Annotated in this window: 23 protein-coding genes; 7 read left to right on the forward strand and 16 right to left on the reverse strand. The window is 70.9% G+C overall.

The features are described from left to right. Nucleotides 1–249: 249 nt before the first annotated feature. The 4 genes from rplI to K311_RS0103725 all read right to left on the reverse strand — a co-directional run bounded on the left by rplI (nt 250) and on the right by K311_RS0103725 (nt 2,023). Nucleotides 250–699 carry a 50S ribosomal protein L9 gene (rplI, locus tag K311_RS0103710; protein ID WP_026816202.1) on the reverse strand — a complete coding sequence of 150 codons (450 nt, stop codon included), beginning with the start codon at nt 697–699 and terminating at the stop codon, nt 250–252. Nucleotides 700–760: 61 nt separating this feature from the next. Continuing rightward, a complete protein-coding gene (gene rpsR, locus K311_RS0103715) occupies nt 761–991 on the reverse strand; it encodes a 30S ribosomal protein S18 (RefSeq protein ID WP_026816203.1) in 231 nt (76 codons plus the stop codon). 14 nt (nt 992–1,005) lie between these two features. Further along, on the reverse strand, nt 1,006–1,401 hold the full coding sequence (gene rpsF / locus K311_RS0103720; RefSeq protein ID WP_026816204.1) for a 30S ribosomal protein S6: 396 nt from the start codon (nt 1,399–1,401) through the stop codon (nt 1,006–1,008). Between the two features lie 271 nt (nt 1,402–1,672). Next, a complete protein-coding gene (locus tag K311_RS0103725) occupies nt 1,673–2,023 on the reverse strand; it encodes a HesB/IscA family protein (protein ID WP_026816205.1) in 351 nt (116 codons plus the stop codon). 110 nt (nt 2,024–2,133) lie between these two features. On the opposite strand from K311_RS0103725, the gene asnS reads away from it, so the two are divergent. From asnS to K311_RS0103755, 6 genes are read left to right on the forward strand one after another with little or no spacing between them, the layout of a single operon-like run. Further along, nucleotides 2,134–3,531, forward strand: coding sequence for an asparagine--tRNA ligase (gene asnS / locus K311_RS0103730; RefSeq protein ID WP_026816206.1), 1,398 nt, complete (start codon nt 2,134–2,136; stop codon nt 3,529–3,531). Nucleotides 3,532–3,544: 13 nt separating this feature from the next. Beyond that, nucleotides 3,545–3,838 (forward strand): hypothetical protein, encoded by a 294-nt coding sequence (locus K311_RS0103735; RefSeq protein ID WP_026816207.1) that lies wholly within the window; start codon nt 3,545–3,547, stop codon nt 3,836–3,838. Nucleotides 3,839–3,843: 5 nt separating this feature from the next. Continuing rightward, on the forward strand, nt 3,844–4,173 hold the full coding sequence (locus tag K311_RS0103740) for a hypothetical protein (protein ID WP_026816208.1): 330 nt from the start codon (nt 3,844–3,846) through the stop codon (nt 4,171–4,173). A 2-nt stretch (nt 4,174–4,175) separates the two neighbouring features. Next, a complete protein-coding gene (locus tag K311_RS0103745) occupies nt 4,176–4,820 on the forward strand; it encodes an FMN-binding negative transcriptional regulator (protein WP_026816209.1) in 645 nt (214 codons plus the stop codon). Continuing rightward, nucleotides 4,817–5,602 (forward strand): SDR family oxidoreductase, encoded by a 786-nt coding sequence (locus tag K311_RS0103750; RefSeq protein WP_026816210.1) that lies wholly within the window; start codon nt 4,817–4,819, stop codon nt 5,600–5,602. The genes K311_RS0103745 and K311_RS0103750 overlap by 4 nt, the downstream gene beginning before the upstream one ends. A gap of 11 nt (nt 5,603–5,613) precedes the next feature. Further along, nucleotides 5,614–5,895 (forward strand): PilZ domain-containing protein, encoded by a 282-nt coding sequence (locus tag K311_RS0103755; RefSeq protein ID WP_026816211.1) that lies wholly within the window; start codon nt 5,614–5,616, stop codon nt 5,893–5,895. 607 nt (nt 5,896–6,502) lie between these two features. Here K311_RS0103755 and rlmD read toward each other — a convergent pair. The 3 genes from rlmD to K311_RS0103770 all read right to left on the reverse strand — a co-directional run bounded on the left by rlmD (nt 6,503) and on the right by K311_RS0103770 (nt 10,666). Beyond that, nucleotides 6,503–7,828 (reverse strand): 23S rRNA (uracil(1939)-C(5))-methyltransferase RlmD, encoded by a 1,326-nt coding sequence (rlmD, locus tag K311_RS0103760; protein WP_026816212.1) that lies wholly within the window; start codon nt 7,826–7,828, stop codon nt 6,503–6,505. Nucleotides 7,829–8,000: 172 nt separating this feature from the next. Then, the gene (locus K311_RS0103765; protein WP_043797981.1) at nt 8,001–8,603 is read right to left on the reverse strand and encodes a YdbL family probable chaperone protein; all 603 of its coding nucleotides are present in this window, start codon (nt 8,601–8,603) and stop codon (nt 8,001–8,003) included. A gap of 23 nt (nt 8,604–8,626) precedes the next feature. Then, nucleotides 8,627–10,666, reverse strand: a complete 2,040-nt coding sequence (locus K311_RS0103770) for a translocation/assembly module TamB domain-containing protein (RefSeq protein ID WP_154659436.1) — start codon at nt 10,664–10,666, stop codon at nt 8,627–8,629. 59 nt (nt 10,667–10,725) lie between these two features. On the opposite strand from K311_RS0103770, the gene K311_RS15155 reads away from it, so the two are divergent. Further along, nucleotides 10,726–11,430, forward strand: coding sequence for a response regulator transcription factor (locus K311_RS15155; protein WP_051239437.1), 705 nt, complete (start codon nt 10,726–10,728; stop codon nt 11,428–11,430). Nucleotides 11,431–11,434: 4 nt separating this feature from the next. Here K311_RS15155 and recO read toward each other — a convergent pair whose 3' ends face one another. The 9 genes from recO to rpoE all read right to left on the reverse strand — a co-directional run bounded on the left by recO (nt 11,435) and on the right by rpoE (nt 19,945). Next, a complete protein-coding gene (gene recO, locus K311_RS0103780; RefSeq protein ID WP_026816215.1) occupies nt 11,435–12,157 on the reverse strand; it encodes a DNA repair protein RecO in 723 nt (240 codons plus the stop codon). Between the two features lie 18 nt (nt 12,158–12,175). After that, the gene (era, locus tag K311_RS0103785; protein WP_026816216.1) at nt 12,176–13,087 is read right to left on the reverse strand and encodes a GTPase Era; all 912 of its coding nucleotides are present in this window, start codon (nt 13,085–13,087) and stop codon (nt 12,176–12,178) included. Then, nucleotides 13,084–13,740 (reverse strand): ribonuclease III, encoded by a 657-nt coding sequence (gene rnc, locus K311_RS0103790; RefSeq protein ID WP_026816217.1) that lies wholly within the window; start codon nt 13,738–13,740, stop codon nt 13,084–13,086. The genes era and rnc overlap by 4 nt, the downstream gene beginning before the upstream one ends. After that, on the reverse strand, nt 13,733–14,113 hold the full coding sequence (locus K311_RS0103795) for a DUF4845 domain-containing protein (RefSeq protein ID WP_026816218.1): 381 nt from the start codon (nt 14,111–14,113) through the stop codon (nt 13,733–13,735). Before K311_RS0103795 ends, rnc begins: the two co-directional genes overlap by 8 nt. Before the next feature lie 24 nt (nt 14,114–14,137). After that, nucleotides 14,138–14,989, reverse strand: a complete 852-nt coding sequence (gene lepB, locus K311_RS0103800) for a signal peptidase I (RefSeq protein WP_043797995.1) — start codon at nt 14,987–14,989, stop codon at nt 14,138–14,140. Between the two features lie 36 nt (nt 14,990–15,025). After that, nucleotides 15,026–16,819 carry a translation elongation factor 4 gene (gene lepA / locus K311_RS0103805; RefSeq protein WP_026816220.1) on the reverse strand — a complete coding sequence of 598 codons (1,794 nt, stop codon included), beginning with the start codon at nt 16,817–16,819 and terminating at the stop codon, nt 15,026–15,028. 147 nt (nt 16,820–16,966) lie between these two features. Next, the gene (locus K311_RS0103810; protein WP_026816221.1) at nt 16,967–18,559 is read right to left on the reverse strand and encodes a Do family serine endopeptidase; all 1,593 of its coding nucleotides are present in this window, start codon (nt 18,557–18,559) and stop codon (nt 16,967–16,969) included. 58 nt (nt 18,560–18,617) lie between these two features. After that, entirely contained in the window at nt 18,618–19,355 is a 738-nt protein-coding gene (locus tag K311_RS0103815) for a sigma-E factor negative regulatory protein (RefSeq protein ID WP_026816222.1), read from the reverse strand. After that, nucleotides 19,352–19,945 carry an RNA polymerase sigma factor RpoE gene (gene rpoE / locus K311_RS0103820; protein WP_026816223.1) on the reverse strand — a complete coding sequence of 198 codons (594 nt, stop codon included), beginning with the start codon at nt 19,943–19,945 and terminating at the stop codon, nt 19,352–19,354. The genes K311_RS0103815 and rpoE overlap by 4 nt, the downstream gene beginning before the upstream one ends. Nucleotides 19,946–20,036: the final 91 nt, after the last annotated feature.

The following is a 20,036-nucleotide window of genomic DNA, read 5'->3' on the forward strand; positions in this document are numbered from 1 at the left end:
TCATCCCTCGGCGCCGGCGAGGAATCCGGAAGGCCGCAGTGCGTGCGGTTCTTGCGCGGACAATCGGCGACATGGATGTCGCCGATTAGCCTACATGGACGTACTTGCGGCGTGTCCGCGCAAGAACCGCACGCACTGCGGCCAGCCCGCGAACCCCACCCCGGCGTCGAACCGGGACGAAACCAGACCGGCGGAAAAAACGAAGGGCGCCCGGAGGCGCCCTTCGCGGGTACGGCGGAAAAGCGGGGATCAGGCGTCGGCTTCGACGACGACCTTGACGGCGGTCTGGACGTCGGCGTGCAGGCGCACTTCGATGTCGAACTCGCCGGTACGACGCAGCGGGCCTTCGCCCATGACCACCTCGCCCTTCTCGAGCGGCAGGCCGGCGGCGGTGAAGGCCTCGGCGATGTCGCGCGGGCCGACCGAGCCGAACAGCTTGCCTTCGGTCGAGGCATTGGCCTTGATCGTGACGGCCTGGCCTTCGAGCTTGGCCTTGCGGGCCTCGGCTTCGGCCAGGATCGCGTTGGCCTTGGCCTCGTATTCTGCGCGCTTGGCCTCGAACGCGGCGATGTTCTCCGCGGTCGCCGGCACGGCCTTGCCGTACGGGATCAGGAAGTTGCGGCCGTAACCGGGCTTGACGTTGACCTTGTCGCCGAGGCCGCCGAGGTTGACGACCTTCTGCAGGAGGATCAGTTGCATTGCTTTTGCTCCTTGACGTTAGCGGCGCACACGGCGCCGCAACGGCTGCTGTCCGTAAGGATCAGTTCTGGTGGTTGTCGGTGTACGGGATCAGGGCGAGCTCGCGGGCGCGCTTGATCGCGGTCTGCAGCTGGCGCTGGTACTTCGACTTGGTGCCGGTGATGCGGCTCGGAACGATCTTGCCGTTCTCGGTCAGGTACTGGCGCAGCGTGTTGAGATCCTTGTAATCGATCTCCTTGACGCCCTCGGCGGTGAACTTGCAGAACTTGCGGCGGCGGAAGAACTTGCTCATGTCGGTCTCCGGTCTCAGGCTTCGGCGGCGGCTTCGCCGGCGGCCGGGTTTTCTTCATCGTCGCGGCGCGGACGGCGATCGCTCTTCTCGTCCTTGCTCTTCATGATCAGCGACTGCTCGGTGACCGCTTCGTCGCGCTTGATCACCATGTGGCGCAGCACGGCGTCGTTGAAGCGGAAGCCGTCGACGAGTTCGCCCAGCACCTTCTGGCTGACTTCGATGTTCATCAGCACGTAGTGGGCCTTGACCAGGTTGTCGATGGCGTAGGCCAGCTGACGGCGGCCCCAGTCTTCCAGGCGGTGGATCTTGCCATCGTCGCTCTCGATCAGCGCCTTGTAGCGCTCGATCATCGCCGGCACCTGCTCGCTCTGGTCCGGATGGACCATGAACACGATTTCGTAATGACGCATTGGTTTTTCCTTGTGGATGCGGCCGGGATCCGGCCTGGCAGCCCCCGGCGGATGCCGTGGAGCAAGGGTCTCCCCGCTGCGGGGAGCCGCGCATTCTAGACGGGGTCGGATCCCTTTTCCACCGGAATCCGTCCCGATCCGGTGGAATCGCATGGAAAAGGGCTCCGACCCCGGTTCTTCCCGGGCATCGCCCGGGACCTGCGCTCCGCGCAGGAGAAACCGGGGTCAGAGCCCTTTTCCGTCCGGGCATCACCCGGCCCGGGCGTGATCCTCAGGCGGAAAAGGGGTCCGACCCCGCCGACGTGGTGAAGGACTCCCCGCAGCCGCATTCCGCCGACACGTTCGGGTTGCGGAACACGAACTGCTGGTTCAGGCCCTGGGCGACGAAGTCGATCTCGGTGCCGTCCACGGCGGCGAGGCTGTCGCCGTCGACCAGCACCGGAATGCCGGCGGTCTCGAACACAAGGTCGTCCGGGCCCGGCGCGGTGGCGATGTCGACCACGTAGGCGAAGCCGCTGCAGCCGGACTTGCGCACCCCGAAGCGCAGACCATAACCGCCCGGCGTTTCGGCCAGGTAGCCACGGATGCGGTCGGCGGCGGCGGGGGTCAGGGAGACGGCCATGGCGGGTTCCGGTGTCGGGGAGCGGCAGTATAGGTCCGCGGCGTGAACGCGGCCCTGCGGTATCCTTGCGGACTTCGCCGATATCGGTCCGTTCGGGCAGGAATCAACAGATGGCAGTGGTCAGCGTGCAGCAGGCGCTGTCGGGGGCGATCGCCCCGGGCAGCGAGGTCACGGTCCGCGGCTGGGTGCGCACCCGCCGCGACTCCGGGGAACTGTGCTTCGTCAACGTGAGCGACGGTTCGTGCTTCGACCCGATCCAGGTCGTGGCCACCGCCGCGCTCGGCAATTTCGCCGACGAGGTGCGCAAGCTCTCCAGCGGCTGCAGCGTGATCGCCACCGGCACCCTGGCGCCGTCGATGGGCAAGGGGCAGAGATTCGAGCTCCAGGCCACGGCGATCGAGGTCACCGGATGGGTCGACGATCCGCTGACCTATCCGATGCAGCCGAAGCAGCATTCGCTGGAATACCTGCGCGAATACGCCCACCTGCGGCCGCGCACCAACCTGTTCGGGGCGGTGACGCGCATCCGCCACTGCCTGGCGCAGGCGGTGCACCGCTTCTTCCACGAGCAGGGCTTCTACTGGATCAGCACGCCGATCATCACGACCTCCGACGCCGAGGGCGCCGGCCAGATGTTCCGCGTGTCGACGCTCGACCTGGCCAACCTGCCGCGCGACGGCAGGGGCGACGTCGATTTCTCGCGCGACTTCTTCGGCAAGGAGACCTTCCTGACCGTGTCGGGCCAGCTCAACGTCGAGGCCTACTGCCTGGCGCTGAGCAAGGTCTACACCTTCGGACCGACCTTCCGCGCCGAGAACTCGCACACCACCCGGCACCTGGCCGAGTTCTGGATGATCGAGCCGGAGATCGCGTTCGCGACGCTGAAGGAGGACGCCGATCTCGCCGAGGCCTTCCTGAAGTACCTGTTCCGCGCCGTTCTCGACGAGCGCGCGGACGACATGGCCTTCATCGCCGAGCGCGTCGAGAAGACCGCGATCAGCCGCCTGCAGGCCTTCATCGATGCGCCGTTCGAGCGCATCGACTACACCGAGGCGGTGGCGCTGCTGCAGAAGTCGGGGCAGAAGTTCGACTTCCCGGTCGAATGGGGCCTGGACCTGCAGACCGAGCACGAGCGCTGGCTGACCGAGCAGCACGTCGGCCGCCCGGTCGTGGTGATGAATTACCCGGAGCAGATCAAGGCTTTCTACATGCGCCTCAACGACGACGGCAGGACCGTCGCCGCGATGGACGTGCTCGCGCCCGGCATCGGCGAGATCATCGGCGGCAGCCAGCGCGAGGAGCGCCTGGACGTGCTCGATGCACGCATGGCGCAGTTCGGCCTCGAACCGGCGCATTACGGCTGGTACCGCGACCTGCGCCGCTACGGCAGCGTGCCGCACGCCGGCTTCGGCCTCGGCTTCGAACGCCTGGTGGTCTACACCTGCGGCCTGGCCAACATCCGCGACGCGATCCCCTACCCGCGCGCGCCGGGCCTGGCGACGTTCTGATGCGGTCGCCGCGGTGAACGCCGGCACCGGCTCGATCTGGCTGTTCCTGTGCCTGGGCCTCGCCGGCTCGGCGCTGCCGGCGCATTTCGGTTTCCGGGTGCTGGCCTGGCGCCAGCACCTCGACCGCGGCCATCCCTTGCCGGCCGGCGTCAACGACGGCGGCCTCGCCTACAGCTGGTGGCTGATGCGCTTCGGCCACCGCCGCCTGCACGACCGGAACCTCGACTTCTTCGCCGCGACCGCCGGCATCAGCGGCTGGCTGGCGCTGATCGGCGTCGTCGGCACCGTCACCCTGATCACGGCCTGAAACCCATGAACGATTCCACGAACCACGAAGAACAGTGGTGGCTGGCCCACCTCGGCCGGCTGCTGGTCTGGGCGCGCCTGCGCGTGCTCGAGAGCGGCGTCGCCGAGGTCTTCGACTGCGACGGCCGCACCAGCGTCTACGAAAGCGGGGACGTCGCCCGCGCCGCGCTGATGGACGCCGAATACCGCGCCCTCGACGGCATGGACGCCGACGACGCCGAGGCCTGGGGCCTGGACCTCGAGGAGATCGAGCCGCCGCAGGGCGACGACGACGAGACACTGGCCGCGACGATGATGCAGCCGCTGAAGAATCCGCTGACCGGCCGCGACCTCTGACGATGTACACGCCGCGCCACTTCGCCGAGACCGACCTCGCCGGACTCGACGCGCTGGCCGCGCACGACCCCTTCGTGACGCTGGTGACCGTCGCCGACGGCGTGCCGGCGGTCAGTCACCTGCCGGTGCTCTACGCCCGCGACGGCGAGCGCATCGTGCTGCGCGGGCACTGGTCGCGCGCCAATCCGCAGTGGCGGCACGGCGACGGGCCGGCGCTGGCGATCGTGCACGGCCCGCACGCCTACGTGTCGCCCGGCTGGTATCCGGACAAGGAAGCGGCGGCGCGGGTGCCGACGTGGAACTACGCCGTCGCGCACCTGCACGGCGCGCTGCGCGTGCACGACGATGCCGCCGCGACCGCCGCGGTCGTCGCCGCGCTGTCGGCCCGGCACGAGTCCGCGCTGGGCAGCGACTGGCGCTTCGAGCCGGAGAACCCAGCGCACACGGGCCTGCTGCGCGGCATCGTCGCGTTCACGCTCGAGGTCGAACGGTTCGAACTGAAGTTCAAGCTCAACCAGAACCACCCGGCGGCGAACGTCACCGCGGCCGCCGACGTGCTCGCCGCCAGCGGTCGTGAAGCCGACCGCCAGATCGCCGCGCTGATGCGCGACCGCCTCGCCCGCCGACCGCCAGGAGACGAACCATGAACACCGACCTGCGTGGCCGCCACGCCCTCGTCTGCGGCGCCTCCGAAGGCATCGGCCGCGCCGCCGCGGAAGCGCTGGCGCTGGCCGGCGCCGACGTCACCGTGCTGGCGCGCCGCGCCGGCAAACTCGCCGAAGTCGTCGCCGCCCTGCCCCGCCGCGCCGACCAGCGCCACGGCCATGTCGTCGCCGATGCCGGCGAAGCCGAGGGCCTGCGTGCCGCGGTCGCCGCGCTGGTCGCCGCGAAGCCGGTGCACATCCTCGTCAACAACACCGCCGGCCCGCCCGGCGGGCCTGCGCACGCCGCCGAGCCCGAGCAGTTCGTCGCGGTCTTCCGCCAGCACCTGGTGGCCAACCAGGTACTCGTGCAGCAGGTGCTGCCGGGCATGCGCGCCGCGCGCTGGGGCCGCATCGTCAACGTGATCTCGACCTCGGTGAAGGAGCCGATCGCCAACCTCGGCGTGTCCAACACCATCCGCGGCGCGGTCGCCGCCTGGGCGAAGACGCTGTCGCGCGAACTCGCCGCCGACGGCATCACCGTCAACAACGTGCTGCCCGGCTATACCCGCACGCAGCGCCTGGAACAGATCCTCGCCGAGCGCGCCGCCGCCAGCGGCAAGTCGACCGACGAGGTCGCGAAGGCGATGCTCGCGACCGTGCCCGCGGGCCGCTTCGCCGAGGCCGCGGAAGTCGCGGCCGCGATCGCCTTCCTCGCCTCCCCGGTCGCCGGCTACGTCAACGGCGTCAGTCTGCCGGTCGACGGCGGCCGCATGCAGTCGATCTGAGGCGCCGGCGGATGATCGAACACCAGCGTTTTTCCGACCGCGTGCCCTTCGCCGCGCGGGTGATGGTGGTGCGCGGCGATGCCGCCTGGGTCGCCGAGGTCAAGGATCTCTCCGAAGGCGGCTGCGGCACCTTCCGGCCCGCCGACTGCGCGCTCGAGGTCGCCGACCTCGTGCAGCTGATCTTCTTCGACGGTCCCGGCCGCGCGGTCGTCGTCGGCGCCCGCGTCGCCCGCATCGCGCCCGCCTCCCTCGGCTTCGAATACCACGACCCGCAAACCGTCCCACCCACCTGACGTGCGGCCGCGCGGTTCGCCTCCGGGGCTGTGACCGCATGCAGGAACGTCGCAGCGCCGCCGCGCTGCGTAGGGCTGGGCTTGCCCCGCCGTCGCAAGCGCCATCCATGGCCAGCTCAGGCGGGTACGCTCCGGCATCCTGCCTCCGCTCAAGCCCACCCCTACGCAGCACGGCGTCGCCCGATTTTCCCGGGCGGTCACAGCCCCGAAGGCGAACCCCGCAGCCACACGGCAGCCTGGCGACCGGAACGCCCGACACGAAACCTCACCGCAGCGACCTCACCCGGACGTGGCGAGCGAAACTGCGCGCAGTTCGCGCTGTTCGAAGGCTGGCGTGCTTTCGGCGACCGGGAGCCCGTGCGTTCGCGTCGGCGGGCGTGGCCGATGGCGACCGCCGACGGCAATCGGGGCGACGCCGTGATGCGAGGGGGTTCGCTTGAGCGGAGGCAGGATGCCGTAGCGCACCCGCGTGAGCTGGCCAGGGATGGCGCTTGCGACCGCGGGGCAAGCGAAGCCCCCTCGCAGCGCGGCGGCGCCGCCGGCGTACCCACCTGCGGTCGCCACCGGCCACGCCCGCCGACGCGGACGCACGTGCCTTCCGCGCGCGTCAGCGTTCGAAGAGGGCGATGGATTCGACGTGGGCGGTTTGCGGGAACATGTCCATCGCCCCCGCCGCGACGAGCCGGTAACCGCGCTCGCGGACGAGGAAACCCGCATCCCGCGCCAGCGACGCCGCGTGGCAGGACACGTAGACGATGCGGTCGATGCCCTTCAGCGGCAGCTGCGCCAGCACCTCGGCGGCGCCGGCGCGCGGCGGATCGAGCAGCAGCTTGTCGAAACCGGCGCGCATCCACGGCTCGGCCGACAGGTCCTTGAACAGGTCGGCGGCGTGGAACGCGACGTTGCCGAGGCCATTGGCGGCGGCATTCGCGCGGGCGCGTGCTACCAGGCCGGCATCCCCCTCGACACCGACGACCTGGCCGGCGCGACGCGCCAGCGGCAGCGTGAAGTTGCCGAGGCCGCAGAACAGATCGAGCACGCGATCCTGCGGCTGCGGGTCGAGCAGGTCGAGCGCCGCGGCGATCATTTTCACGTTCAGGCCGGCATTGACCTGGATGAAGTCGAGCGGGCGGAACTCGAGGTCGACGTCGTGGCCCGGCAGCGCGAATGCCAGCCGCGGCGGCGTCTGCGGCCACAGCGGCGCGACGCTGTCGAGGCCGCCCGGCTGCAGGAACACCGCGAAGCCGGTCGCCTGCGCGAAGGCGACCAGCCGCTCGCGGTCGGCATCGGACAGCGGCTCGAGGTGGCGGAACACCAGGGCGACGGCGTCGTCGCCGGCGATGAACTCGATCTGCGGAATCGTGCCGCGGCCGTCGAGGCTGGCGACCACCGCCTCGATCTCCGGGATGCGGCTGCCGATCTGCGGCACCACCGTGTGGCATTCGGCGAGGTCGGCGACGAAGCGCGGATTGGTCTCGCGGAAACCCACGACGACCTTGCCCTTCTTATCGACCCAGCGCACCGAGAACCTGCCCTTGCGGCGGTAGCCCCAGGCCAGGTCGAGCAGCGGCTCGAGTTCGCGCTGCGGTTCGACGTGGCCGATGCGGCGCAGGTTGTCCATCAGCACGCGGCGCTTGGCCTGGATCTGCACCGGCGCCGCCAGATGCTGCAGCACGCAGCCGGCGCAGGTGCCGAAATGCGGGCAACGCGGCGTGACCCGGTCCGGCGACGGCACCAGCACCTCGGTCGTGCGCGCCTCGTCGAAATGGCGGTTGCGGCCGGTCTGTTCGACGCGCACGGTCTCGCCGGTCAGCGCGCCGGTGACGAACACGGTCTTGCCGCTGTCGCGGCGGCCGACGCCGCGGCCGTCGTGGCTGAGGTCGGTGATCACGACGTCGAATACGTCGTGCAGCTTGCTGCGGGAACGGCCCACGGGAACTACCGGCGGAAAGGGGCCGCGATTGTCGCAGAACAGCCGACGAGCCGCCCCTGCTGTAGGAGCGGCTTCAGCCGCGATGCTCTTCTTTCTCCCTCCATCCCCACCGCCCGAGCCACGCGCGGACGGATCGCGGCTGAAGCCGCTCCTACAGAGGGGGTGGGGAGCGTTACTTCTGCTTCCAGGCGCCGTCGCTGGCCTGGTACCACCAGCCGGCCCGCGCCGAGGCGATCCACTGCCGGGCGAAGGTTTCGCGGATCTGGCCTTCCCATTCCGGGTGGCCGTTGGCGACGGCGATCTCGCGGTAGACGGCGTCGCGGTCGCGGTTGTCGTCGGCGACGGCCTGGTTGACGCCGACCCGGTCCTTCAGCGCGATCTTCGTCGCGTCGCGGACGACGATGCGGCCGTCCTTGCCGAAGCCGAGCGCGCCGCTGTCGAAATGCGCCTGCAGGCTGTCGCGGAAGCGCGCGGCCATGCGGTCCTGGATCGCCTGGATCGCCGGGGTGCGGATCGTGATGTCGGCGCTCTGCGCGGCCGCCGGGCTGATCAGCAGGTCGAGCGGGTGGAAACCGCGGCGGGCCGGAAGCACCGACGACTGCGGGTTCGAACCGGCGGCGGCCTCGTCGCCGAGCACCTTCTCGACGAATTCCTCCGCCGCCTCCTGGGCCTCGGCGGCCGGGAAATACACGTTGATCGTGACGCAGGCCGCGAGTGCGAGCAGTCCCGCGAAGAGCAGCGACGAGAAAACGAGGGGCTTCTTCCTGATCTGCATGGGACGTCTCGCTGTGGTGGGGGTCAGTCGATCACCGGCGCCTGGCCTTCGGTCGCCGCCTGCAGCCGGTCGACCAGGGTCGGCCAGTCGACGCGGCGCCGGAAGCCGACGACCTGGATCCGTGGCAGGCCGGCGCCCTGGACGATGGTATAGCCGTCGCCTGCTGAATCGACACCGGACATGTCGCAGACGTTGTCGCGCAGCCGGCAGCCGAGGCCGATGCGCCGGTAGCCGAAATCATCGAAGAACTTCAGCGCCTGCGTCTGCAGGCCGCCCATCAGGCCACCGCCGCCACCGACGCGGGTGATGTCCTCGACCGCGCGGTAGCTGATGCGCTGGCGGCCGTTCCAGGCCGGGTCGGTCTGCAGGAATGCGTCGAAGCGCACCGGCGACCAGTCGATCATGCGCAGGCCGGCGATGCGGCCGTCGAGACGGCCGGTGATCGCACCGAAGCCGAAGGCGGCGGTCAGCGGCTCGAGGTCGATGTCGTCGATGGCCACGTCCGCGCTCAGCGACGGCGCCGCCCCGAAGGGCCGTTCCAGCACGACACCATCGATGCCGACGCGGCCGCCGAACAGCTGCATCTGCAGGCCGCCGTCGAGGGCCAGCACGTTGTCGGCGTAGCGCGCCGCCGGGATGCGGCCGGAGATCTGGCCGGTGAAGGGTGGCCAGCCGAGGCGCTGCGACAGGCTGCCGAGATCGAGCCGGTCCAGCGCCAGTCCCAGTTCGAAGCGCGTGCCCTCGCCGCCGCCCGGGGGCGACCAGACCAGGCCGTCGATGCGGATCTCGCCGCCGAGCGCGGCGATGTGCGCCGGCGCCGCCAGGCGAAGCTGGCCGCCGGCGCCTTCGAAATCGAAGCGGGTGCCGCCGAGGCCGATGCCGAACAGCGCGCCCGCGCCCCAACGCAGGTGTCCGGCCGGGCCGCTGCCGGCGCGCTGCCAGTCGAGATCGCCGTCGACCCCGGCCAGGGTGAAGCGCTGGCGCGGGTCGATCGCGGTGACCGCGTGCGGCGAGATCGCCAGCGCCTGCAGCTGGCCCTCGGCCAGGCGCAGGCGCGCATCGACGCTGCCGCCGAGCACCAGATCGGCGAAGCCTGCCGGTGCGAGCACGCCGGACAGGTAGCGGTCGCGGACGGTCGCGAGGTCGCCGGCATGCAGTTGCAGGTCGAGCGCGGCGATCCCGCCGGCCGCATCCACGAGGGCGCTGCCTTCGGCCTGCAGTACCTCGCCGTCGATCCAGCGCAGCCGCGGCAGCCGCCAGCTGCCGTCACCGCCGCTCTCGGCGGCGACAGCGATGTCCACCGGTGATTCCGGCAGCGGCACGTAGAAGGTGTCGACCAGCAGTTCGCCGGCGGAGGTGCGCAGGCCGATGTCGATGCGGCGGCCGCTGCCGTCGGCGCTGCCATCGTCGCGGTAGACGACCTCGAGTCCGGCGTCGACGCCGGCGGCGGCGAGCCAGCCGTCCGGGGTTTCGATGCCGACACCGGCCAGGCGCAGGTCGGTGTCGACGCGCAGGCCCTGCGCCGGCGCATGCACGTCGATGCGGCCGGCGACGGTGCCGCTGCCCCAGTGCCCGTCCGCCCACAGGCCTTCGAGGAAGCCCTGCAGCCAGGCTACCGGCACCCCGCGCAGCTCGATCCGCGAGAGCGCCGGGGAAGCCGCCTGGTTCTCGTAGGAAATCCGCTGGCCGCCGCCGTCGAGCACCGCCCGCGTCGCCACCGGAGAAAGCTGCAGCGACAGCCGCCGTCCGTCGGCACCGGCGCCGGCCAGCGGCCCCTCGCAGACCCATTCGCCGGCGCCCGGTCGCTGCAGCGGACAGCGCCAGGCGAGGTTGGTCGCGCGAAAGGCGAGCAGCGGGAAATCCACCGCGGCGACGCGTACTTCCAGCGCGCCCTGCGGTTCGCCGTCGCGCCACTGCAGGCGCGCCTGCACGCCGTCGAGGCTGCCGACGCCGCTGCGCACATGGGCGACGTCCAGGTGCACCGTACGCGCGGGTGCCGCGCCCGCGGCGAGCAGGCACAGGCAGAACAGGAGCCGCTTGATGCCACCGGAAGGCCGCCGCATGCTGCCCAGCATAGTGGCAGCGCCGGTGCACGGCGTGGCAAGTGCATGGAGATCCACGCATGGAATGCGAGCCGTCCCGCGTCGTCCCCACCGCCCCGGGCGCTGCCCCGGACGCACCGCGGCGCCTGCTCCTGCTCGAGGACGACCCGACGATCGCCGCCTTCGTGATGGCCGTGCTCGCGGCACCCGCGCTGCGAATCGACCATGCCCCCGACCTGGCCTCGGCGCGGACGCTGGCGACGCCCGCGCAGGCGCTGTGGCTGTTCGACGTACGCCTCCCGGACGGCGACGCCGCCGCCCTGCTCCACGAACTGCGCGCCCGCGGCCTGGCGACACCGGCGCTGGCACTGACCGCCGATGCCGGCAGCGACGAAGTGCGCCGCCTGCGCACTGCCGGTTTCGCCGCGGTTCTGGCCAAGCCCCTGCCGGCATCGACGCTGCGCGCGGCGGTGTCACCCTGGCTCGGCGAGGACTGGGACGATGCGGCCGCGACGCGCGCACTCGGCGACGCCGGGGCGGTCGCGACCCTGCGCCGGCTGTTCCTCGCCGAACTTCCCGACGAATGCCGGCGCCTGCGCGCCGAGCGCCACGCCGGCGACCACGCGGCGGTGCGCGCCCGCCTGCACCGGCTGCTGGCGAGCTGCGGTTACGTCGGGGCGCCGGCGCTGCAGGCGCGGGTACGGGTGCTGGCGGCGATGCCCGACGACGACGATGCCTTCGCCGGTCTGGAAGCGGCGGCCGCGCGGCTGCTCGCGGACGCCTGAGGCCTCATTCGCCGCGCGGCGCCGCGAGCTCGGCGAGGTCGCCCATCAGGCTCCAGGACTTCAGTGGCGCGCCGCCGAGGTGGCTGCGCAGCACGGCCCGCAGTGCCGGCCGCAGTTCGGCCAGCTGTGCCGGCGGCGGTAGCCGGTCCGCGGCCAGCGCCAGCAGCGCTGCGCCGCTGGCGGAGCCGGCACCGTGGTGGGGATCGCGCACCGGACCGAGTTCCGGGTCGAGGCGATAACGCGCCGCCGGATCGATCGCGCGGCCGTCGGCGGACGTGTCGAGCGGCAGGCCGTAGCCGAGCAGGTCGAGCAGGTCGCGTTCGAAGCGGCGCAGGGTCCAGGCCAGCGGCGTCGTCGCGGCCAGTTCAGCGCGCAGCTCGCCGTAGCGCTCGTACAGCGTCGCCGCCGGGTCCTGGCGCGGCAGCAGCCGCAGCAGCAGTTCATTGACGTAGAAGGCCGCCAGCAGGTGGTCGCCGGTGAGCAGCGGCGCCGCATCGAGGGCTTCGGCAGCGAGCAGGCGGCCGAGTTCGCCGCGGCCCAGCCAGTCGGCACGCACGTGCTGCAGCGGCTGCAGGGCGGCACGCAGCGGGTGCCGCTTCGGCCCGGACAGGCCGCGGGCGACGACGCCGACGCGGCCATGGTCGCGGCTGAGCAGTTCGACGATCAGGCTGGTCTCGCGCCACGGCCGCGCATGCAGCACGTAGGCGGGCTGGCCCTCGATGCGCATGCGCGCCCCGGCGCGGAATCAGTCGGAATAGCCGAAGCGGCGCAGTGCCGCCTCGTCGTCGGACCAGCCTTCGCGGACGCGGCACCAGGTCTCGAGGAAGACCTTGCGCCCGAACAGCTTCTCCATGCCGACGCGGGCGCCGGTGCTGATCGCCTTCAGGCGCTCGCCGCCCTTGCCGATCACGATCGGTTTCTGGCCGTCGCGTTCGACCCAGATCGCCGCGGCGATGCGCAGCAGTTCGCCGTCCTCCTCGAAGCGCTCGATCTCGACGGTGGTCGAATACGGCAGCTCCTCGCCGAGGCGGAGCATCAGCTGCTCGCGCACGAGTTCGCCGGCGAGGAAGCGCTCGCTGCGGTCGGTGATCTCGTCCTCGCCGTACTGCGGCGGCGATTCCGGCACCAGCCCGACCAGGGTCTTCGCCAGCGCCTCGAGGCCCTTGTTCTTCTGCGCCGACACCGGATGCACCGCGGCGAACTCGCGGCCGTCGGCGACCTGGGCGATGAACGGCAGCAGCTGACCTTTGTCGGCGACCTTGTCGACCTTGTTGACGACCAGCACGCAGGGCACCTTCGCCTCGCGCAGTGCGCGGAAGGCCAGGTCGTCCTCGTCGGTCCAGCGCCCGGCCTCGATCACCAGCACCGCGGCGTCGACGCCGTCGACGGCGCCACGGGCGGCGCGGTTCATCATCCGGTTCATCGCCCGCTTCTGCTCGCGGTGGATGCCGGGGGTGTCGACCAGCAGCAGCTGGCCGTCGGCGAAGGTGGCGATGCCGAGCAGGCGGTGGCGGGTCGTCTGCGGGCGCGGCGAGACGATGCTGACCTTGGCGCCGACCAGGGCATTGACCAGGGTCGACTTGCCGACGTTCGGGCGGCCGAGCACGGCGACGGTGCCGGCGCGGAACGGGGTGTCTTCGTTGTCGGTATCGCTCACTTCGCCTCCAGCCGCGCGAGCACGCGCTCGGCGGCGAGCATTTCGGCGGCACGCATCGAGCCGGCTTCGGCGGTCTCCGACAGCGCCGGCTCGGCGACCTCGCAGACCACGTGGAAGACGCGGGCATGGTCGTCGCCGACCGTGTCGAGCAGGCGGTAGCACGGCCGCGGCCGCTGCCGCGCCTGCAGCCATTCCTGCAGCCGGGTTTTCGGGTCCTTCTCGGCCTTGCCGACCGGAAGTTCGGCGATCATCGGCGCGAACCAGGGCAGCACCTGGGCCCGGCAGGCCTCGAAGCCGGCATCGAGATGGATCGCCGCGACGACCGCCTCGAGCGCGTCGGCGAGGATCGAGTCGCGGCGGTGGCCACCGCTCTTGAGTTCGCCGGGGCCGAGTTCGATGCGCGCGCCGAGGTCGAGCCGGCGGGCGAGGTCGGCGAGCGCCGATTCACGCACCAGGGCGGAGCGTGCCCGGGTCAGCGCACCTTCGTCGGCGCGCGGCCAGGCTTCGTGCAGGGCCTCGGCGACCACGAGGTTCAGCAGCGCATCGCCGAGGAATTCGAGCCGTTCGTTGTTCGGAGTACCGGCGCTGCGATGGCGCAGCGCCTGCTGCAGCAGTTCGGGCGAGCGGAACGGGTGATCGAGACGCTCAGCCACCCGGGCCCGAACCGGTGAGCGTGACCGTGCGGTCGAAGACGCCGACGGCGTCGAGGTTGCCGATCATCGGGACGCGGACCTCGTAGGCGATGTTGAGCTGCGCCCGACTGCCTTCGCGGATGATCTTGATGTTCTCTTTCTTCACCGACGTGACGTAGGCGATGTTGAAGCGGCGGAACAGGTCGGTCTGGACTTCCGACGGCGACATCCGCGCCGCGTTCGGCTGGGCCGCGAACTCGTCCATCACGCCCTTGAGGTTGTGGTATTCGCTGTACATCGGGAACAGCTTCATTGCGATCATCGCGAAGAAACCGACGACGATGAGCACGATGACGAAGCTCATCAGCGTGATGCCCTGCTGCCTGCGGACCATATCCCCTCTCCCCTGGGCGGTGACTCAGCGGATGGTATCGCCAATCCGGGTGTAGTCAAACGCCTGCCGGCAGGCCGAGGTGACGTCCTCGCAGTTCAGCCAGATCAGGAAGGCCTTGCCGACCAGGTTCTCTTCCGGGACGAAGCCCCAGGCGCGGCTGTCGTCGCTGTTGTCGCGGTTGTCGCCCATCATGAAGTAATGCCCGGCGGGCACTTCCCAGCTACCGTTGAGGATCGACTGCCGGTTCATCTCGAGGCTGTGGTGGCTGACGTCGCCGAGCTGGACCACGAATTCGGTGGCGCCGGTCATCTGCCGGCCCTGGCCGCCGGCACCGACATAGGCGTCCGGCAGGGCTTCCTTGTGCACCGCCACCCCGTTGAGGAACAGGGTCTGGTCGCGGAACTCGATCCGGTCGCCCGGCAGGCCCACGACCCGCTTGATGAAATCCTGCCCGGCCGCCGGGTCGTTCGGAATGCGCGGATTGCCCGGATAGCGGAACACGACGACGTCGCCGCGCTGCGGTTCGCCGACCTCGATGATCTTGGTGTTGAGCACCGGCAGGCGGATGCCGTAGGCGAACTTGTTGACCAGGATGAAGTCGCCGACCAGCAGGGTCGGCATCATCGAGATCGACGGGATCCGGAACGGTTCGGCCAGGAAGCTGCGCAGGATCAGCACCGCGAAGATGATCGGGAACAGCGAGCGCGAATAGTCGACGACGACCGGCTCGCTGACCTCCTCGCCTTCGGCCTGCATCAGCCGGCGCTTTTTCGCGAAGAACAGCGCGTCGATCGCCCAGACCAGGCCGGTGAAGGCGGCGAGCGCGACCAGCAGCGCGGCGATGTCGAAATCGAGGTTGGCGAACAGGTTGCTCATGCGTTCCACACGGGGTCTCGTTCGGGGGACGGGGACTTACTTGTTGTCGACCTGGAGCACGGCCAGAAAGGCTTCCTGCGGAATCTCGACGCGGCCGACCTGCTTCATCCGCTTCTTGCCTTCCTTCTGCTTCTCCAGCAGCTTCTTCTTGCGCGTCGCGTCGCCGCCGTAGCACTTCGCGAGCACGTTCTTGCGCAGCGCCTTGACCGTCGAACGGGCGATGATCTGCGAACCGATCGCCGCCTGGATCGCGACGTCGAACATCTGCCGCGGAATCAGCTCGCGCATCTTCTCGCACAGCTCGCGGCCACGGCGGTCGGCGTGGCTGCGGTGCACGATCAGGCTCAGCGCGTCGACTTTGTCGCCGTTGATCAGCGTGTCGACGCGCACGAACGGGCCGGCCTCGAAGCGCTCGAAGTGGTAGTCGAGCGAGGCGTAGCCGCGCGACACCGACTTCAGGCGGTCGAAGAAGTCGAGCACCACCTCGGCCATCGGCAGCTCGTAGCTGATCTGCACCTGCGAGCCGAGGTAGGTGATGCCGATCTGGCGGCCACGCTTCTCCTCGCAGAGCTTGATGATGTTGCCGATGTAGTCCTCGGGCGTGAGGATGTTGGCGCGGATGATCGGCTCGCGGATCTCCTCGATGTGGTTCACCGGCGGCAGCTTGGCCGGGTTGTCGAGCGACATCGTGCTGCCGTCGGTCTTCAGCACCTCGTAGACCACCGTCGGCGCGGTGGTGATCAGGTTGAGGTCGTACTCGCGCTCCAGGCGCTCCTGCACGATCTCCATGTGCAGCATGCCGAGGAAGCCGCAGCGGAAGCCGAAGCCCATCGCCTCCGAGCTCTCCGGCTCGAAGCGCAGCGCGGCGTCGTTCAGGCGCAGCTTCTCCAGCGCCTCGCGCAGCGCCGGGTAGTCGTCGGCGTCGACCGGGAACAGGCCGGCGAACACCCGCGGCTGCATTTCCTGGAAGCCCGGCAGCGGGCCCGGCGCCGGATCGTTCGCCAGCGTCAGCGTGTCGCCGACCGGGGCGCCGTGCACGTCCTTGATCGACGCGGTGATCCAGCCCACCTCGCCGGCGCCGAGCTTCGGCAGCACCTTGCGCTTCGGGGTGAACACGCCGACCGAGTCGACCTGGTGGGTGCGGCCGGTGGACATCACCAGCATCTTGTCGCCGGCCTTGAGCTCGCCCTGCATGACGCGCACCAGCGACACCACGCCGAGGTAGTTGTCGAACCAGGAGTCGATGATCAGCGCCTGCAGCTTGTCGGTGTCGCCCGGCTTCGGCGGCGGGATGCGCTGCACGATCGCCTCGAGCACGTCGCGCACGTTCAGGCCGGTCTTGGCGCTGATCGCGACGGCGTCCTCGGCGTCGATGCCGATCACCGCCTCGATCTCCTTCTTGACGCGGTCGGTGTCGGCGGTCGGCAGGTCGATCTTGTTGAGCACCGGCACCACTTCCAGGCCCTGCTCCACCGCGGTGTAGCAGTTGGCGACCGACTGCGCCTCGACGCCCTGCGCCGCATCGACGACCAGCAGGGCGCCCTCGCAGGCGGCGAGCGAGCGGCTGACCTCGTACGAGAAGTCGACGTGGCCGGGCGTGTCGATGAAGTTGAGCTGGTAGACCTGGCCGTCGAGCGCGGTGTACGGCAGCGACACCGATTGCGCCTTGATGGTGATGCCGCGCTCGCGCTCGATCGGATTGGAGTCGAGCACCTGCGCTTCCATCTCGCGGGCCTCGAGGCCGCCGCAGAGCTGGATGATGCGATCGGCCAGCGTCGACTTGCCATGGTCGACGTGGGCGATGATGGAGAAGTTGCGGATGTGCTGCATGCGGTTCCCGGGGGAAGGGGTTCGGCGGGCCGAAAACGGCGGATTATCGCACAGCGCCGCGGCCTTCCCCCGTCACGCCGGAAGCGCGGCCCGTCACGCCGGAAGCCCGGCCCGGGGCGCCGCGTCGGCGCCCGGGCCGGAACCGGTTCAGCGGGTCGGCAGGATCACGAAGCCGGTGCTGCGGGCGTTGCGCACCAGCAGGCGGACCTCGTCCTGGTCGGCGACCGCGGCGACCGCGTCCGCGAACTGCTTCAGGCTGCCGACCTCGTGGCGGCCGACCTGCAGCACCACGTCGCCCGGCTGCAGGCCGGCGCGGCGGGCGGCGGCGCCCTCGACCCGGGCGATCAGCAGGCCCTCGCCGGCCTTCAGGTCCAGCGCCGCGCGGGCGGCGGCGTCCAGCGGCTCGACGACGATGCCGAAGGCGCGGCCGTTGTCGGCCGCCGGCTGCCGCGCCGGGGCACGTTCCGGGCCGCCGGCGACCTCGAGCGCGGTCAGCGTGACCTCGAGCTCGCGCGGCTTGCCGTCGCGGATCACCCGCACGCGCACCTTGCTGCCGGGCGCCATCGCGCCGACCAGCGGCGGGAGTTCGGCCGAGCGGCCGATGTCGCGGCCCTCGAACTGCACGATCACGTCGCCCGGGCGGATGCCGGCGCGGTCGGCGGCGCTGCCGTTCTCGACCGAGTCGACGAAGGCGCCGGCCGGACGGTCGAGCCCGAGCTCCTCCAGCCGCCCGCGCTCGACGTCCTGGATACGCACGCCGAGCTGGCCACGCACGACCTGGCCGGTCTCGCGCAGCTGGCGCACCGCGTTCATCGCCACCTCGATCGGGATCGCGAAACTGACGCCCATGTAGCCGCCGGAGTTGCTGAAGATCTGCGAATTGATGCCGACGACCTCGCCGGCGGTGTTCAGCAGCGGACCGCCGGAATTGCCGCGGTTGATCGCGACGTCGGTCTGGATGAAGGGCACGTACTGCTGGCTCGGGTCCAGCGAACGGCGGCCGACGCCGCTGACGATGCCGGCGGTCACGGAATGGTCGAAGCCGAACGGCGAGCCGATCGCCAGCACCCACTGGCCGGGCTTGAGGCCGTTCGAATCGCCGATCACCAGCACCGGCAGGTTCTGCGCATCGACCTTCAGCAGCGCCACGTCGGACAGCGGATCGCTGCCGACCAGCGTGGCGGTCAGTTCGCGTTGGTCCGACATGCGCACGATGATCGTGTCGGCGCCGTTGACCACGTGGTGGTTGGTCAGCACGTAGCCGTCCGGCGAGATCACGAAGCCGGTGCCCTGGGAAACCCCGCCGCGCGGGATCACCGGCATGCCCGGCTGCTCGTCGAAGAAGCGGCGGAAGAATTCCGGCAGGTCTTGGTCGGGCACCCCGCGCCGCGGCGTGTTCGGGTTGCGGCCGATGCCCTTCTCGTCGTCGCCGAACGGATCGGGCGCGATCTCCTCGCGCGCATTGCGGGCCGGCGCGCCGTTGCCGGCACTGGCTTCGATGTTCACCACCGCCGGACCGGTGCGTTCGACCAGTTCGGTGAAGTCCGGCAGGTCGACGATCGCCGGCGCCCCGGGCCGCGCCGTCTCGATGGCCAGCGGCGGCACGTCGCTGCGCCCGCCGGTCTCGGCGGCGGCCTCGGCGTCGGCGCGGGCAGCGTCGGCGTCCAGCTCGCGGGCGTCGCAGGCGACGGTCAGCAGCGCGGCGAGCAGCAGCAACGGGGTTCGCGGGGTGGTCTTCATGGGGCTCGTGGGTTCCTTGGGTTTCGCAGACGGGAAAGACGACGGATAGGTGGTTCGCTCAGCGCTCGCGGCGCGGCGTGGTGGACGTCGTGGCGTCCCTGCCGCGGCCGTTCTCCACCGCATCGGGCGGCGGAGGCGGCGGCGACGAAGGCAGTGGCGTGACCGGCGCCGGCAAGTCCGCCGCCGGCGGCAGCCGCAGCATGGCACCGGCGACCACCGGCGCATTCGGCGCGAGCGTACGCGGCCAAGACTGCAGCGGCAGGCCTTCGGCCAGCGGCAGGTCGCGGATGTCGGTCAGCGTCGGCGTGCCGACGGCGGCGGGCAGCAGCGGCGTCGGCGTCCGTGCCGCCGGCGGCCGCGACAGCGGTGAGGTGGTGGGGGTCGTCGCAGGAGCGGCGGCGATCGCCGGTCCGGCGGCCGGTTCAGCGCTCGGCGCCTGCTCGCCCGGCCAGAGCATCACCGCGAACGCGACCGCGGCAGCGGCGGCCAGCCCGCGTTCGAAGTTCGTGCGCGGCAGCAGCCCGGAACGCAGCGGGCGACGCGCCGCCGCGGATGCCGGCGCCGTGGCGGCCGTTTCCATCGCGAGCTGCCGTGCGACGGCGCCGGCGACGGAAACCGTCCGCACGCGCTCGCCACGCAGCACCGCCCGCGCCAGCTGCCAGCGTTCCCACTGCGCCCGCAGCTGCGGGTCGTGGTCGAGCCGGCGCTGCAGGAAGCGCGCCTCGTCCGGCGCCAGGCCGCCGTCCATCCACGCGCTGAGCTGCTCGCGCAGGGCCGGGTCCAGGACTTCGCTCATGCCTTGCTCCTCTCGTCGCCGAGCAGCGGCCGCAGCCGCTGGTCGATCGCCTCACGGGCGCGGAAGATCCGCGACCGCACCGTGCCGATCGGGCACTGCATGCGCGCCGCGATCTCTTCGTAACTCAGGCCGTCGACCTCGCGCAGGGTGATCGCCTCGCGCAGTTCCGGCGGCAGCGCCGCGACGGCGTCGGTGACCGCGCCCTCGACGTCCTGGCGCAGCAGTTCGTGTTCCGGGGTGTCGTTGTCGTGCAGGCGATCGCCGACCGCCATGCGCTCGGCGTCGCCGGCCTCGATGTCGCTGGTGGGTGGCCGGCGCTTCTGCGCGACCAGATGGTTCTTCGCGGTGTTCACGGCGATCCGGTAGAGCCAGGTATAGAACTGGGCGTCGCCACGAAAGCCCGGCAGCGCCCGCCAGGCGCGCAGAAAGCTGTCCTGCACCAGGTCCTGCGCCTCGGCGGCGTCGCCGACGAAGCGGTGCACGACGGCGCCGATGCGGTGCTGGTACTTGCGCACCAGCAGGTCGAAGGCCGAGTTGTCACCGGCTTGCACACGCTTGACGAGGGCCAGGTCCTGTTCGTGATCGCCCATCCGGGCCGCTGCTCCTGCGGCCGTCCGGGGCCGCTGCATGGACATCCTGCCACCCGGAAAGTTCCGGCGCGGGAAACGTGGCGTTTGACCC

This window comes from Arenimonas composti TR7-09 = DSM 18010 (assembly GCF_000426365.1).
GTDB lineage: Bacteria > Pseudomonadota > Gammaproteobacteria > Xanthomonadales > Xanthomonadaceae > Arenimonas > Arenimonas composti.

What these genes read in the sequence shown, in the direction of transcription:
- recO (WP_026816215.1), bottom strand. Translation starts at nt 12,157, where the DNA reads ATGCGCATCGAGGGCCAGCCCGCCTACGTGCTGCATGCGCGGCCGTGG.
- K311_RS0103740 (WP_026816208.1), top strand. Translation starts at nt 3,844, where the DNA reads ATGAACGATTCCACGAACCACGAAGAACAGTGGTGGCTGGCCCACCTC.
- rpsR (WP_026816203.1), bottom strand. Translation starts at nt 991, where the DNA reads ATGAGCAAGTTCTTCCGCCGCCGCAAGTTCTGCAAGTTCACCGCCGAG.
- K311_RS0103750 (WP_026816210.1), top strand. Translation starts at nt 4,817, where the DNA reads ATGAACACCGACCTGCGTGGCCGCCACGCCCTCGTCTGCGGCGCCTCC.
- K311_RS0103745 (WP_026816209.1), top strand. Translation starts at nt 4,176, where the DNA reads ATGTACACGCCGCGCCACTTCGCCGAGACCGACCTCGCCGGACTCGAC.
- K311_RS0103765 (WP_043797981.1), bottom strand. Translation starts at nt 8,603, where the DNA reads ATGCAGATCAGGAAGAAGCCCCTCGTTTTCTCGTCGCTGCTCTTCGCG.
- K311_RS0103815 (WP_026816222.1), bottom strand. Translation starts at nt 19,355, where the DNA reads ATGAGCGAAGTCCTGGACCCGGCCCTGCGCGAGCAGCTCAGCGCGTGG.
- rpsF (WP_026816204.1), bottom strand. Translation starts at nt 1,401, where the DNA reads ATGCGTCATTACGAAATCGTGTTCATGGTCCATCCGGACCAGAGCGAG.
- lepA (WP_026816220.1), bottom strand. Translation starts at nt 16,819, where the DNA reads ATGCAGCACATCCGCAACTTCTCCATCATCGCCCACGTCGACCATGGC.
- K311_RS0103795 (WP_026816218.1), bottom strand. Translation starts at nt 14,113, where the DNA reads ATGGTCCGCAGGCAGCAGGGCATCACGCTGATGAGCTTCGTCATCGTG.
- K311_RS0103770 (WP_154659436.1), bottom strand. Translation starts at nt 10,666, where the DNA reads ATGCGGCGGCCTTCCGGTGGCATCAAGCGGCTCCTGTTCTGCCTGTGC.
- K311_RS0103810 (WP_026816221.1), bottom strand. Translation starts at nt 18,559, where the DNA reads ATGAAGACCACCCCGCGAACCCCGTTGCTGCTGCTCGCCGCGCTGCTG.
- K311_RS0103725 (WP_026816205.1), bottom strand. Translation starts at nt 2,023, where the DNA reads ATGGCCGTCTCCCTGACCCCCGCCGCCGCCGACCGCATCCGTGGCTAC.
- K311_RS0103755 (WP_026816211.1), top strand. Translation starts at nt 5,614, where the DNA reads ATGATCGAACACCAGCGTTTTTCCGACCGCGTGCCCTTCGCCGCGCGG.
- rplI (WP_026816202.1), bottom strand. Translation starts at nt 699, where the DNA reads ATGCAACTGATCCTCCTGCAGAAGGTCGTCAACCTCGGCGGCCTCGGC.
- K311_RS15155 (WP_051239437.1), top strand. Translation starts at nt 10,726, where the DNA reads ATGGAATGCGAGCCGTCCCGCGTCGTCCCCACCGCCCCGGGCGCTGCC.
- asnS (WP_026816206.1), top strand. Translation starts at nt 2,134, where the DNA reads ATGGCAGTGGTCAGCGTGCAGCAGGCGCTGTCGGGGGCGATCGCCCCG.
- lepB (WP_043797995.1), bottom strand. Translation starts at nt 14,989, where the DNA reads ATGAGCAACCTGTTCGCCAACCTCGATTTCGACATCGCCGCGCTGCTG.
- rpoE (WP_026816223.1), bottom strand. Translation starts at nt 19,945, where the DNA reads ATGGGCGATCACGAACAGGACCTGGCCCTCGTCAAGCGTGTGCAAGCC.